We start from the raw sequence: 13867 nt of genomic DNA, 5'->3' as shown, positions 1-13867 counted from the left end.
TTTATTTAACCTATAGCTATTTGAAGGCATTTTCGCCGGTAACATCCATGCCGGTTATCAGCAAGTGAATGTCATGTGTACCTTCATACGTAATTACTGACTCAAGGTTAGCCATGTGTCGCATTATTGGATATTCACCTGTAATGCCCATGCCGCCCAGCATCTGCCTGGCCTCGCGGGCAATGGTAATGGCAACCTCAACACTGTTGCGTTTAGCCATCGAGATCTGGGCTGCTGTAGCACGGTTCTCATTTTTTAAGGTGGCTAAACGCCATACTAATAATTGGCCTTTAGTAATCTCGGTAATCATCTCGGCCAGTTTCTTTTGCTGAAGTTGAAAACCGCCTATAGGGCGGCCAAATTGTACACGTTCTTTTGAGTAACGCAGCGCAGTATCGTAGCAATCCATCGCTGCACCCAACGCACCCCATGCTATGCCGTAACGCGCCTGGTTAAGGCAACCCAGAGGGCCTTTTAAGCCCGATACGTTCGGGAATATGTTCTCCTTAGGTACTTTTACATTATCAAAAACCAGTTCACCGGTTGCCGAGGCACGTAACGACCATTTATTATGCGTCTCGGGTGTGGTAAAACCTTCCATACCACGCTCTACTATCAATCCTCGGATCTTTCCTTCCTCATCTTTGGCCCATACAACAGCTATATCGGCAAACGGCGCGTTTGAGATCCACATTTTAGCACCATTAAGGATATAGTGGTCGCCAGCATCTTTGATGTTGGTAACCATGCCACCGGGGTTAGAGCCATGGTCCGGTTCGGTAAGGCCGAAACAGCCCATTAATTCGCCTGTAGCCAGTTTAGGCAGGTATTTATGTTTCTGCTCCTCGCTGCCATAAGCGTAGATCGGGTACATCACCAACGATCCCTGTACCGATGCCGTTGACCGTATGCCCGAGTCGCCACGCTCAATCTCCTGCATAATGATACCGTAGGCTGTATAGTCTAAACCTGCGCCGCCATACTCAACCGGGATGGTTGGGCCAAAGGCACCAATTTCAGCCAAACCTTTTAAAAGATGCCTCGGAAATTCTGCACGTTGCGCGTAATCCTCAATTACAGGGCTTACTTCTTTCTTCACCCATTCGCGTACGCTGGCGCGGATAAGTTTATGCTCGTCGCTAAGTAGTTCGTCTAATAAATAGTAATCAGGCGCTTCGTACAGGTCGGTTTTGGCCATGGTAGTATATATAGGTTATGTCAAATATAGGAAATTTGGACTCACCCCGAGGCACTTCGTGCGTGACCCTCTCTTCGCTTCGCGAAAAGAGGATGAGTAATTGTTTCAATATTAGGTTTCCCCTCTTTCCGAAGGAGAGAGGGGCGGGGGTGAGTAAATTCAAGATAATCCATTATTTTTGGCCGCATGATAAAAGTAGCTTTAGAAGGCGTTGAGGTTTTTGCGTATCACGGTTTTTACCCCGAGGAGCAAAAGATAGGCACCCGTTTTTTGATAGATGTGCAGGTAAGTTTTCAGCAAAAAGGTTCGTTTGCTGATGATACGCTTAACCATACAGTTAATTACGAGGAGTTGTACACTATTATTAAAGAGGAAATGACTATTACCCGCAAGGTGATCGAAACTGCTGCCGAAGCTATTCTTGAGCGTGTTAAAACAGCTTTTACTTTTATAGAAACGGCTGAGGTTACCATTAAGAAACAGAACCCACCGTTTAATAGCCCGATAAAACAATCGATCATCAGCTTGAGTTACCAAAAATAAAAGCCATGGATTTTAACAAGATCACCGAAGATATACTTACCCGTATTAAAGCCATTGTTGGCGACGATGCCGTTATAACCAATAAGGATGACGTTGCAGATTACAGTCACGATGAGACTGAAGACCTGGTTTACTATCCTGAGGTGGTAGTGAAGCCACAATCAGTTGAGCAGATCTCGGCTTTGCTGAAACTTTGTAACGAAAACCTTATACCCGTTACGGCACGCGGTGCAGGTACGGGTTTGGCGGGCGGCGCATTGCCGGTAAAAGGCGGTTTGCTGCTGTCGATGGAACGCTTTAACAAGATCATTGATATTGATGAGCAAAACCTGCAGGCCACTGTTGAACCGGGCGTGATCACCGAGGTGTTTATGAACGCTGTTGCCGAAAAAGGCTTGCTTTATCCGGTAGACCCGGCAAGTAAAGGTAGTTGCTTTATTGGCGGCAATGTGGCCAACTGCAGCGGCGGCCCAAGGGTGGTTAAATATGGCACTATCCGCGAGTATGTGCTGAACCTTGAAGTAGTTTTGCCAAACGGTGAGGTGATATGGACGGGTGCTAACACGCTTAAATATGCTTCTGGTTATAACCTTACGCAATTGATGATAGGTTCTGAAGGTACTTTGGGCATCGTTACCAAAATAGTGACCAAGCTGATCCCGCGCCCAACACAGGATGTTTTGATGCTGGCATCATTTCCTACGAATGAGGATGCCTGTGCTGCTGTCTCTGCTATTTTCAGGGCTGGTGTTATCCCATCAGCATTGGAGTTTATGGAGCGTAAAGGGATGGAGTGGGTGATAGAGCATGATGGCATCGCTTTCGATCTTAAAGACGGTATTGGTGCGTTTCTGCTGATAGAGGTTGACGGTAGTAACCAGGATGTGATCTTTGGCGATTGTGAAGTGATCAACGGCGTACTGGAGACTCATAATTGTTCTGATGTGCTGTTTGCCGATTCATCTGCTCAGAAAGAAGAACTATGGCGCATTCGCCGTACTATGGCGGTGTCGGTAAAATCAAATTCGGTTTATAAAGAAGAAGATACCGTGGTGCCGCGCGCAGCCTTGCCGCAGCTGATAAAAGGTATAAAAGAGATAGGTGCCAAATACGGCTTCGAGTCGGTTTGTTATGGCCACGCGGGCGATGGTAACCTGCACGTTAACATCGTAAAAGCCGACATGAGCGATGAGGACTGGAATAATAAACTGAAAGATGGTATTACCGAAATATTTGAACTCACCGTATCGTTAGGGGGTACACTATCCGGCGAGCATGGTATAGGTTTGGTTCAAAAAGATTATATGCCTTTAAAATACACCAATACCCATTTCCTGATCTGGAAAGGTATTAAGCAGGTGTTTGATCCTAACGGGATATTAAACCCGGGAAAGATATTTAATTGATTATTTCCGTTCGTCATTGCGAGCGTAGCGTGGCAATCCCTGATCTACAGAGCCTCTCTGTAAGTAGGGGATTGCCACGTCGCTGTCGCTCCTCGCAATGACGCGGTTTTTATCGATCAGTTCGTATTCAAGATCAATCTCGGTTCATCATAATCAATCATCCTTTGCCGGCCCTCAGTAGGGATAGGGACTGATTTTGCTGCTTTATAATCATAACTGATGCATACCGTTTTGCAGGTGGTGCATATCTCTTCGCCTTTATCGGTTTGTTTTACCAGCACATGCATCACATCAAAGCTGCTGTTGCCTATGCGCACTACGCGCACGTAGCAGGTAAGGCTATCATCAATGGTGACCGGCTTTAAGTAATTGATCTCCGATTTGCCTATCACAATGCCATGGTTTCTTATATTCCATCCCGCAACTTCTTTCCAGTAATTGATACGCGCCAGTTCAAAATAGGTTAGGTACACCGCATTGTTTACGTGACCTACCGCATCAATATCCGAAAAACGGATAGTGATAGGGGTCTTATATCTGTAATCTGATAGTTTTTCAGCCATAAAAAGACATTTTGTCTGTATGAAAATAGGTTTATCTGACTTTTTGTCTGCTAATATCTGCAAAGCAGCCGTTGGTATAACAGTTGACTTAATGCTAACGAAGTTAATAAAACAAAATTTTAAGGAGATATAAAACCATGACTTTAGTAAAATTCAACAACGGACTAAAAAATAATTTCGCTGACGCTTTCGAATCATTAGTTAACGATTCATTTATTGCCGACCGTTTGGTAAGCCGCGTACCTGCCGTAAACATTGCAGAGAACGATAATGAGTTCCACATCGAGTTAGCTGCCCCGGGCTTAAAGAAAGAAGATTTCAAGATCAGCCTGGATAAAAACATCCTTTCTGTATCGGCAGAGAAAAAAGCTGAAAACAACAGCGAAACCAAAAAATACAGCAAACGCGAATACAGCTACAACTCATTCGTAAGATCATTCACCTTGCCTGAAACTGTTGACTACTCAAAAATTGAAGCTGATTACACCTACGGTATCCTGAAACTGACCGTTGCTAAAAGAGAGGACGCTAAATATCAATCAAGAGAAATAGCTGTAAAATAAGCATATAAGAATTTGTTTTCATAGAAAGTTGGTTTAGTTGAAGGCCGTCCCGCAATGGGCCGGTCTTTTTTATTTAAGGGCTATTTGGTAATATCGCTTAACAAAACATCTATGTTATGGAAAAGGAATTATTGAAACAGGTAAAGATCCTGAAGGTGTACTCGGCGGTATTAACTTTGGTAGTGCTGGCCGGATTGTTCTTTGGCTTTACTTATGTGGCCGGCAATGCTAAGTTTAAAGAGATAGATGTGGAACGCATAAATATTGTAGAGAAAACCGGCAAACTACGCATGGTGATCAGTAACAGCGAGCGTCAGCATCCTGGCATAATCGATGGTAAAACACTCCCCAAACGCCAGCGTGAACCGGGCATGATATTTTTTAATACCGATGGCGACGAATGCGGCGGCCTTGTGTACGATGGCACCAGGAAAGAAGCAGGTTTTGCTATCTCGATAGATAAATACCGCAACGACCAGATCATGCAGCTGCAATACAATGATAATACCGAGAACGGCAAATCTATCAGAAGCTACGGCTTGAAATTTTGGGACAGGCCGGAGAATTTCAGCGCTGGCCAGTTGCTGACTAAATTTGACTCACTAAAGAAACTGAATAATGAGGCTGCTTTAAAAGCCGGTGTTGCAGACTGGCAAAAACAAGGCTTAGTAGGGCAGGACAGGATGTTTGTAGGCAAGAACAGCGATAATGAGGTCGGCTTGTTTATAAAAGACAAGAACGGCAAACCTCGTATTTACCTTTATGTAGATAACAACAATAAGGTTGTATTTAAGGCGATGGACGAGCAAGGGCGCCCAATCGACTTAAAATAGCTTATAAAAAACATGAGGAACCGTTAGTTCCTCATGTTGATGTATTGTAGCGGCTGGCCAAAATCTTCGCCGCGGCAAAGGCTGATGACCGCCTGCAGATCGTCGATCTTTTTAGCGGTTACGCGTACCTGGTCGTCCATGATAGAGGCTTGTACTTTAAGGCCGCTGTCTTTAATCTTTTTAACAACCTTTTTAGCAGCTTCTTTATCCAGGCCTTCTTTTATCTTGATCTCTTTGCGGATCATATTGCCCGATGCAGATTGCTCATCGCCGAAATCAAGTGCTTTAGGGTCAAGATTTTGTTTCATCATCCGGCTGATAATGCTGTCCTCAATGGCTTTCAGGCGCATATCGTTCTCGGTAACTACAGTTATTACGTTAGTTTTTTTATCCAACTCAACTGTGCTTTTTGAGTCGTTAAAATCGTAACGGTTAAGTATTTCTTTTTTGGCAACATTAATGGCGTTATCAAGGGTTTGTCCGTCAATTTTGCTTACAATATCAAATGAAGGCATAGTGTAGTGGTTTTGTAAATACAGTACAAAGGTAAGGTTTTTAATAAGCGTATCACTATTTTGTGCTACTGCATAAACAAAACACATCATAGTGCTGATTAGTTAATATTAAATTAACAAATAAATCTACAGTTTTGCAGGTATAGCCTTATGGATATCAAGAACGCTCCGTTAATAAACAGGGAAATAAGCTGGTTGTATTTTAATGACAGGGTACTGCAGGAAGCTGCCGACCCTACTGTTCCGCTTATTGAGCGCATTAAATTTCTGGCTATTTTCTCATCAAACCTCGATGAGTTTTACCGCGTACGGGTAGCTACCTTAACCCGTTTGGCTAATTTAAACGAGCGTTCAAAAGAAATATTGGGCTACAATCCCAAGAAGTTACTCAGCCAGATAAAGAATATAGTTGTTAAGCAGGAAAAAAAGTTTAACAACCTGTACGAGAATATCATAGTTAAGCAACTGGCCGAAGAAAAAATCTTTTTGCTGAACGATAAACAGCTGAACGTAACCCGCGGCGAGTTCGTGAAAGGCTTTTTCCGTGAGAAGCTTTTGTCGACACTGGTGCCCATCATGCTGGATGATGAGTTGCCGATGCCCGAGCTGCGCGACCGTGCTATTTATTTCTTCGTGAGGCTTACAAAAAATAAAAAATCGAGATTTGCGCTGATCGAGTTTCCGGATAACCTTTCTCGTTTCCTGGTACTACCGGAGACCAATAATCTGAAGTTCATTATCCTGTTGGATGATATTATTCGCTACAGTTTAGAGGATATCTTCTTTATTTTTGAACATGATTCTATCGAGGCTTACTCTTTGCAGTTAACCCGCGATGCCGAGCTTGACCTGGATAAAGAAGTAAGCGAGAAATTTATCGATGCGCTATCAAAAAGCCTGCAAAAGCGCCGTAAAGGTAAACCCATGCGTTTGCTTTATGATAGCGAGATGCCACCAGATATGGTGGGTTATCTTCTCAAAAAAATGAAGCTCGAGAAATCAAGCCTTATCCCCGGCAACCGTTATCACAACTTCAAAAATTTCATCTCGTTTCCAAACATCGGCAGGCCCGATCTGGAATATAAAAAGAATCAGGCGCTGCCGGTGGATAGCTTATCATTCGGTAAAAGTTTGATGGGGCTTATCGCTAAGAAAGATTACCTCATCAGTACGCCATACCAGTCGTTTGATTATGTCATCCACTTCCTGCGCGAGGCTGCTATCGATCCAAAAGTACGCGAGATCAGTATAACTGTGTATCGTTTGGCCGAGAACTCGAAGATCATCCACGCGCTGATAAATGCTGCTAAAAATGGCAAAAAGGTAACCTGTTTGGTTGAGTTGCGTGCCCGTTTTGATGAGCAGAACAATATTTACTGGAGCAACAAACTGGAAGAAGAAGGCGTAACCGTGCTGTATGGTATTGATGGCTACAAAGTGCACTCTAAAATTTGCCTTGTAACCCGTATGGAGAAAGGCAAGCCAATGCACTACGCATGTTTATCAACCGGTAACTTTAACGAAAAAACGGCATCCATTTATGCCGACCACAGCATACTAACGGCTAATAAAAAGATAACTACAGATCTGGTGGCTATTTTCCGCGCGCTAAGTCGCGGCGTATTACCAAAAGGATTGAAAACCTTGATCGTATCGCCGATTGATTCTCGCCCGGCTATTTATAAACTCATTGATAATGAAATGAGGATAGCCAAAACCGGTAAACGGGCCTATATGATATTGAAAATGAACAGCCTTGCCGATGAGCAGATGATCAACAAACTTTACCAGGCCAGTAACGCCGGTGTAAAGATCAGGATCATTGTACGCGGTATGTGTTGCTTAATTCCGGGCATAAAAGGCTTCAGCGAAAATATTGAGGTGATAAGTATTGTAGATAAATACCTTGAGCATGCCCGTGTACATATTTACGGCAATGGCGGCAAAGAGTTAATTTACCTCACCAGTGCCGATTTTATGACGCGTAATATCGAAAACCGTGTTGAAGTAGGTTTCCCTGTGTTGGATGATGATCTGCGCAAAGAGATCCGCGATATAATCGATATACAACTGAGCGATAATACTAAGGCGCGTGATATAACAGGTAACAACATTAACCGCTACCATAAAACACAGGCAGAGGTGTTAACCCGCGCCCAAATTGATATTTACACCTATCTAAAGAATAAAAATTTAACAAATTGAGATACGCAGCAATTGATGTTGGGTCTAATGCAGTAAGGTTACTGATAGCCGAGATAATAGAAAATAACGGTTCAATATCGTTTAAAAAGAATACACTTATTCGTGTGCCCGTACGTTTGGGCGACGATGCTTTCCTGGCTAAGAACCTATCTGAAAGGAAAACGGACGACCTGGTAAAATCTATGGTGGCGTTCCGCAACCTGATGGATGTGTACCGCGTTACCGATTATATGGCCTGCGGTACATCTGCCATGCGCGAAGCACAGAACGGGGCAGAGGTAGTTCAAAAAATAAAGGATGCGGCCAATATCGACCTTCAAATAGTACACGGCGAAGCAGAAGCGAAGATCATCTACGCAAGCCACGCCGAGATCAATATCGATAAAACGAAAAATTACCTGTACATAGACGTTGGTGGTGGTAGCACCGAGTTATCATTGTTCAGCAATGGCGAGTTGGTGGCATCACAATCATTTAACCTGGGTACCATTCGTATCCTGGACAATCAGGACAGGGACGAGACCTGGAACGAGATGAAAGATTTTATCCGCGAACATACCCGTACCTACAAAAATATTTACGGTATCGGTACCGGTGGAAACATCAATAAATTGTACCGGTTATCGCAAGAAAAAGACGGCGTGCCGATGAGTTACGTAAAACTGCGTGCGCTGTACAATTACCTGAACTCTTTCTCGCTGAAAGACCGTATCAATGTACTCGGACTAAATCACGACAGGGCTGATGTTATTATCCCGGCTTGCGAGATTTATCTTACTGTGCTTAAGTGCGCTAACATCAAAACTATATATGTGCCAACTGTTGGTATGGTGGACGGAATTATACAAACGCTGATAGAGAAAAATAATTCTACAGTTAGTTAAAATAATTTTAACAAATTATTTTTAAATGTTTAAAACAGTTATTACATTTGTAATGCCCACTCAAAGGGCATGTTTTTCATAGGTAGATGTAGGGTCGAGTACGAGTTATTCGACCCTTTTTTGTGCCTGTAACTTTTCTTCCGTTTATTTGTACCCATAACATCATGAAAAGAAAAATTGTAGTAGCGGTTACCGGTGCAAGCGGGTCGATATATGCCAAATTATTGCTTGATAAATTGCAGCAACTGCAAAGCCAGATAGCCGAAGTGGGTATTGTGATGAGTGATAACGCCAAACAGGTTTGGGAATTTGAACTTGATGATGCTACGCATGGCAACTATCCTTTTAAATACTACGCTAAAAAAGATTTTATGGCGCCCTTTGCATCGGGCTCGGCGAAGTTTGATACCATGGTTGTAGTGCCTTGCTCAATGGGTACTATGGGCCGTATAGCCTCGGGCGTGTCTGATGACCTGATCACCCGCGCTGCTGATGTTATCCTTAAAGAACGCCGCAAACTCATCCTGGTGGCCCGCGATACGCCTTTAAATCTTATTCATATCCGCAACATGGCTACCGTTACCGAAGCCGGTGGCATTATCTGCCCCGCCATCCCATCGTACTACAGCAAGCCCCAAACTATCGAAGAACTGGCCATGACGGTAGTAAACCGCGTTATAGATCTGATAGGCCTCGAGAATGACAGCTACCGTTGGGAAGGTATTTAGTTTGATAAATGAAGAATGGAATGAGTGAAGATTTAAACTATGTCATTTCGAACGAGCGATAGCGAGGAGAAATCTTGTTAGTAATGCTATGTGTTTGTAAATTAGCATATCAAAACCTATCCTCATGAAAAAAACACTCCTTATCCTCATCATTGTATTATACAGCACAGTCACCTATGCACAAACCAAAGCCTCTGTAAACAATCTCAGCTTTATGGCCGGTAATTGGGCTCTGAAGCACAAATGGGGTGATATGCAGGAGATATGGGGCAAACCAATGGGTGATAACATAGTCAGTGTATTCCGTTGTGTAAAAGACGGCAAGGTGGTTTTCTATGAGTTTATGACCATTGAGCAATCAGACAAAGGACCGGTGTTGCAACTTCGCCATTTTAACAAAGGCAGCATAGGCTGGGAAGATAAAGACAAACCCTATCTGATGCCTGCCACTTCGGTTGAGAAAAATAAAGTGGTGTTTACCTCTGAGGATAAAAAGGTCTTGATAACGTATGTACGTTTAAGTCCGCAGAAAATGGATTGCATTTTAGATGAGCAGGACAAAACTGGTAAGTGGACAAAGGAAACGTTTAGCTACACGCTGAGTAAACGGTGAGCCTGTCGAACCACTCAACACGCGGCGAGGTCTTCGACAAGCTCATAGTGACATCACTTTTTCCTACATCTTCCTCTGCGCTTTCTCCCAAACCGAACTCTGTTTCTTTGTAAAATAACGGATAATGCCCGCCAGTACGGCATAATTCATTACGCAGAAGTAATAGGGGATAAACAGCGCTTTAATACGGATCTGACGCTTCTCCATCACAAAGCCTAACAGGGCAAGGCAATAGAATAACACCTGAGCGGCAAACATGGCAATATAAAACCAGTTGGTGCCTTCAATAACCATCAGCAGGTTAAGTACAAAAGCCAGTATCAAAAAAAACGGCGTCACCGTCCACCGCAATACACGGTGGCTAACGTATTGGAAAGACAATACAGGATATTTAAACGAAAACAATAAACTCTTCAATCGTAAAATAGATTGTATGCCACCCGCCGCAATGCGGATCTTGCGTTTCAGTTCTTCAGATACATTCTCTGAGGCCGTCTCTACGGCGTAGGCATCCGGTTCGTAAATAATGCGGTAACCTTGTTCGGCTATCAGCATCGATATCATAAAATCATCCAGCACGGTATCTGATGGTACATCCTGATACAGGTCGCGGCGCACACTGAAAAGCTCACCGGCTGCACCTACTACCGAGTACAGTTCCGAATCCCATTTCTTCAGGGTCGATTCATATTTCCAGTAGAAACCTTCGCCTGCTGCGCTGGCATCAGCATTTGAGTTCATGTGTACGCGTTTTTCGCCCGCCACAGAGCCCACGGTGCGGTCGCTATAATGGCGACAGATACGTATCATAGCCTCAGGGTTCAAAAAAGTGTTGGCATCGGTAAATACCACTACCTCTGTATCCACATATTCCATGGCGCGGTGTACTGCAGCTATTTTACCGGCGCGTTCGGGCTTATGCAGCAGTTGTATCTGCGGGTATTGCGCAATCACATCTGGCGTATTGTCTGATGATCCATCGGTAACAAAAACAAATTTAAGCTTACCGGCGGGGTACTGCAGGCCAAGGCTGTTCTTTATCTTTTCGGCAATAAAATGCTCCTCATTGTAGGCAGCTACCACCAGCGTACAGGTTGGCAGGTCTTCCGGCGCAACATCAGGCAATTGGGGTTTGCCTTTAAACGCACGTTTTATTTTGATGATAAAATAAAGCAGGAAACCATAGCCTACGAAAGTATAGGCCACAATAAAAAGACTTATCCAGAGTGCTGCTATCATGATACCTTGTTAACGGTATAACCCAGTTTTGTGCTATGCCTGCTGTTCGTTATATTCCACCAGATGGCACGGAAAAGCAGACCGATAAAGTTGTAACGTTTCTCTTTTATGTATTTGATAATGTTGCGGGGTACAACCAATAACACAAAATAGATGTAGAACACCAACGCCTTAAAAGCAGGCGCATTGTTCCTAATGAAAAGGATGCGGTTGCGGTTCATAAAATACTCCTTAAACGGACTATTCTTGCCCACCGTCATTGATTCTTTGTGGTATATCACCGCATCGCCGCGTACCCAGGCCTGGTAGCCCGATTTGTTGATACGCTCGCCCCAGTCAACCTCTTCGTAATAAATAAAGAAGTTATTGGCCATTAAGCCGGCCTTTTCGCAGGTCTCTTTTTTTACCATCATGGCCCCGCCGTGGCAGTAGCCGGTTTGGCCCAGCAGGTTGTCATACTGGCCAGTATCTTTTTCGCCTTTACCAACGGCGCGGTTGCGGCAGGTATAATAATCAACCTGGGTAAAGCCTACATACTGTATAACGCTCCGGTCGAAATCATAAACCAGTTTTGGCGATATAATGCCCACCTCGGGGTGTGTATCTAAAATATCAACCAGCTTTTGCACCAGCCCCGGCGAAAACTCGGTGTCGTTATTCACCAGGAAATAATAATCTCCGGTTGCCTGCGCTATACCAATATTATTACCACCTGCAAAGCCCTCGTTTGTTTCTGAGCGGATGAATTTTACGTCGGGGTATTTGCTCGTCCACAGCGGTATAGGATTAACTGTGCTGCCGTTATCTACAACAATTACCTCAAGGGCAGGGTAGGTGTTGGTTTCGGCGATGGATACCAACAGTTCTTCGGTTATTTTATCCTGGTTAAAATTGATGGTAACAACTGATACCTTTTTCATGCGGAATGTTTATGGCCTAATATTAACAAAAATCGCTCTAATGTAGGCTTGCAAGGCCAATTTAACTTTGCTTTTTTTACGTTTAAAGCCTTACATAAGTTTTACAAAATACTATTTGATAAATTGATTTATAAATGCAACTTTGATGCATTGTAAATATTAATGACATGGCAGATGTAATAATTATTGGTGGAAGCTACGCCGGTTTATCGGCAGCGATGAGCCTGGGGCGCGCTTTAAGAAATGTTGTAGTGATCGATAATCAGGATCCGTGCAATAAAAAAGTAGCGCACTCACATAATTTTCTTACGCAGGATGGGGCCGAGCCGGATGCTATTGCACTGGCCGCACGCAAACAGGTTTTACAATATCCATCTGTAAACCTCATAGTAGATACAGTTAGCCAGGTAATAAATAACGGTGAAAACTTTGAGGTGGTAACTATTGATGGCCAGAAATTTAAAGCCCGTAAGATCATCTTTGCAACCGGTATAAAAGATATTTTGCCGGATATTCCTGGCTTTTCGGCCTGCTGGCCAAAGTCTGTTATCCACTGTCCATATTGCCATGGTTATGAAGAGCGTGGTAAGAAGCTGGCGGTTATTGGCAACGGAGACGAAGGTTTTGAATATGCCAAACTCATCAACAACTGGAGCAAGCATTTAACAGTATTTACCAACGGTACTGCCACTTTTAACGAGGAACAATTAATAAAGCTGAAGAAACATAAGATCAATATCATCGAATCACCAATCACAGCCCTGGTGCATGAAAAAGGGCATGTAAATCATATCTCATTAGCCAATGGTAAGGGTATAGCTGTGGAGTTTATTTTCTATCGCCCTGCTTTTGTGCAGAAGAGTGATATACCAAAGCAACTTGGTTGCGATTTTACATCAACCGGGCACTTACAGGTAAACATGTTTGGTGAAACCAACCTACCCGGCGTATTTGCGGTAGGTGATAGCTGTTCGCCAATGCGAAGTGTGGCAAATGCGGTGGCTGCAGGCAGTTTTACAGGAGCCTACCTCAACAAGCTGCTTGGCGACGAAAGTTTTTGATCATCTTAGTTTTTGATATTAGCGGCATTATGCCTTATTTTAAGATAATAATGCTGCTAAATTTTATTTCCCAATATCGTTCGGTTATTCTTTATGGCGTTCTGCTGGCCGTATTGCTGCTGCTGTTAAGGTGGCTGGAGTGGCATTTTATCATCATTGATAATTCTGTTGAGCTATATGCCGGTGGGGTAGCCGTGGTGTTTACCGCCCTGGGTATGTGGTTGTACTCCAAACTGTCTAAACCCAAAACCGAGACACTCATCATAGAGAAGAAGGTCATCATTGATCCCCAAAACTTTGAAGCCGATAACGAAGCCTTAGCAAGCACCGGCCTTAGCAAACGCGAACTGGAAGTGCTGCAGCTAATGGCCAAAGGCCTGAGCAACCAGGATATAGCCGATCAAATGTTTGTATCGCTCAATACCATTAAAACCCATTCATCAAAAGTATTTGAAAAGCTTGATGTACAGCGCCGTACCCAAGCGGTTGATAAAGCTAAAAAGCTGCGCCTCATCGCTTAAAAAAGATTAGTACTTTAGTATGAAAAGGTTGATGTTTTAGCAAAATCACCCTAAAGTATGAGTCTTGTTTGGAGC

General features: G+C 43.6%; 15 protein-coding genes. 10 read left to right on the top strand and 5 right to left on the bottom strand.

Translation table 11 applies throughout. The annotated features are described in order from the left end of the window. Window positions 1-16: 16 nt before the first annotated feature. The gene (locus D0C36_RS02860; RefSeq protein WP_117390066.1) at window positions 17-1198 is read right to left on the bottom strand and encodes an acyl-CoA dehydrogenase family protein; all 1182 of its coding nucleotides are present in this window, start codon (window positions 1196-1198) and stop codon (window positions 17-19) included. 186 nt (window positions 1199-1384) lie between these two features. Here D0C36_RS02860 and folB point away from each other — a divergent pair, with 186 nt between their 5' ends. Beyond that, complete coding sequence (gene folB, locus D0C36_RS02855; protein WP_117390065.1) at window positions 1385-1741, top strand: dihydroneopterin aldolase; 357 nt, start codon at window positions 1385-1387, stop codon at window positions 1739-1741. Window positions 1742-1746: 5 nt separating this feature from the next. Then, window positions 1747-3147 carry an FAD-binding oxidoreductase gene (locus tag D0C36_RS02850; RefSeq protein WP_117390064.1) on the top strand — a complete coding sequence of 467 codons (1401 nt, stop codon included), beginning with the start codon at window positions 1747-1749 and terminating at the stop codon, window positions 3145-3147. A gap of 116 nt (window positions 3148-3263) precedes the next feature. On the opposite strand, the gene D0C36_RS02845 is transcribed toward D0C36_RS02850, so the two are convergent. After that, window positions 3264-3710 (bottom strand): acyl-CoA thioesterase, encoded by a 447-nt coding sequence (locus tag D0C36_RS02845; RefSeq protein WP_394339837.1) that lies wholly within the window; start codon window positions 3708-3710, stop codon window positions 3264-3266. A gap of 137 nt (window positions 3711-3847) precedes the next feature. Between D0C36_RS02845 and D0C36_RS02840 the strand changes: the two genes are divergently transcribed. After that, window positions 3848-4273 carry an Hsp20/alpha crystallin family protein gene (locus D0C36_RS02840; RefSeq protein ID WP_117390062.1) on the top strand — a complete coding sequence of 142 codons (426 nt, stop codon included), beginning with the start codon at window positions 3848-3850 and terminating at the stop codon, window positions 4271-4273. 116 nt (window positions 4274-4389) lie between these two features. Beyond that, on the top strand, window positions 4390-5106 hold the full coding sequence (locus D0C36_RS02835) for a hypothetical protein (protein ID WP_117390061.1): 717 nt from the start codon (window positions 4390-4392) through the stop codon (window positions 5104-5106). A gap of 23 nt (window positions 5107-5129) precedes the next feature. Here D0C36_RS02835 and D0C36_RS02830 read toward each other — a convergent pair whose 3' ends face one another. After that, a complete protein-coding gene (locus D0C36_RS02830; RefSeq protein WP_117391344.1) occupies window positions 5130-5621 on the bottom strand; it encodes a YajQ family cyclic di-GMP-binding protein in 492 nt (163 codons plus the stop codon). Between the two features lie 150 nt (window positions 5622-5771). On the opposite strand from D0C36_RS02830, the gene ppk1 reads away from it, so the two are divergent. The 4 genes from ppk1 to D0C36_RS02810 all read left to right on the top strand — a co-directional run bounded on the left by ppk1 (window position 5772) and on the right by D0C36_RS02810 (window position 10051). Then, window positions 5772-7826, top strand: coding sequence for a polyphosphate kinase 1 (gene ppk1 / locus D0C36_RS02825; protein WP_117390060.1), 2055 nt, complete (start codon window positions 5772-5774; stop codon window positions 7824-7826). Then, a complete protein-coding gene (locus tag D0C36_RS02820; protein WP_117390059.1) occupies window positions 7823-8710 on the top strand; it encodes a Ppx/GppA phosphatase family protein in 888 nt (295 codons plus the stop codon). The genes ppk1 and D0C36_RS02820 overlap by 4 nt, the downstream gene beginning before the upstream one ends. Window positions 8711-8874: 164 nt before the next feature. Further along, window positions 8875-9438, top strand: a complete 564-nt coding sequence (locus D0C36_RS02815; RefSeq protein WP_199501955.1) for a UbiX family flavin prenyltransferase — start codon at window positions 8875-8877, stop codon at window positions 9436-9438. A gap of 124 nt (window positions 9439-9562) precedes the next feature. Next, a complete protein-coding gene (locus D0C36_RS02810; protein ID WP_117390058.1) occupies window positions 9563-10051 on the top strand; it encodes a DUF6265 family protein in 489 nt (162 codons plus the stop codon). 63 nt (window positions 10052-10114) lie between these two features. On the opposite strand, the gene D0C36_RS02805 is transcribed toward D0C36_RS02810, so the two are convergent. Together D0C36_RS02805 and D0C36_RS02800 are read right to left on the bottom strand one after the other, a co-directional pair. Beyond that, window positions 10115-11290 (bottom strand): glycosyltransferase family 2 protein, encoded by a 1176-nt coding sequence (locus D0C36_RS02805; protein WP_117390057.1) that lies wholly within the window; start codon window positions 11288-11290, stop codon window positions 10115-10117. Then, the gene (locus D0C36_RS02800; RefSeq protein ID WP_117390056.1) at window positions 11287-12210 is read right to left on the bottom strand and encodes a glycosyltransferase family 2 protein; all 924 of its coding nucleotides are present in this window, start codon (window positions 12208-12210) and stop codon (window positions 11287-11289) included. The genes D0C36_RS02805 and D0C36_RS02800 overlap by 4 nt, the downstream gene beginning before the upstream one ends. Window positions 12211-12377: 167 nt before the next feature. Between D0C36_RS02800 and D0C36_RS02795 the strand changes: the two genes are divergently transcribed. Continuing rightward, a complete protein-coding gene (locus D0C36_RS02795) occupies window positions 12378-13271 on the top strand; it encodes an NAD(P)/FAD-dependent oxidoreductase (RefSeq protein WP_117390055.1) in 894 nt (297 codons plus the stop codon). A gap of 50 nt (window positions 13272-13321) precedes the next feature. Continuing rightward, window positions 13322-13792, top strand: a complete 471-nt coding sequence (locus tag D0C36_RS02790) for a response regulator transcription factor (RefSeq protein WP_117391342.1) — start codon at window positions 13322-13324, stop codon at window positions 13790-13792. Window positions 13793-13867: the final 75 nt, after the last annotated feature.

The sequence above is a fragment of the Mucilaginibacter conchicola genome (assembly GCF_003432115.1).
GTDB classification, from domain to species: domain Bacteria; phylum Bacteroidota; class Bacteroidia; order Sphingobacteriales; family Sphingobacteriaceae; genus Mucilaginibacter; species Mucilaginibacter conchicola.
This window is presented reverse-complemented; position numbering and strand designations above follow the sequence as displayed.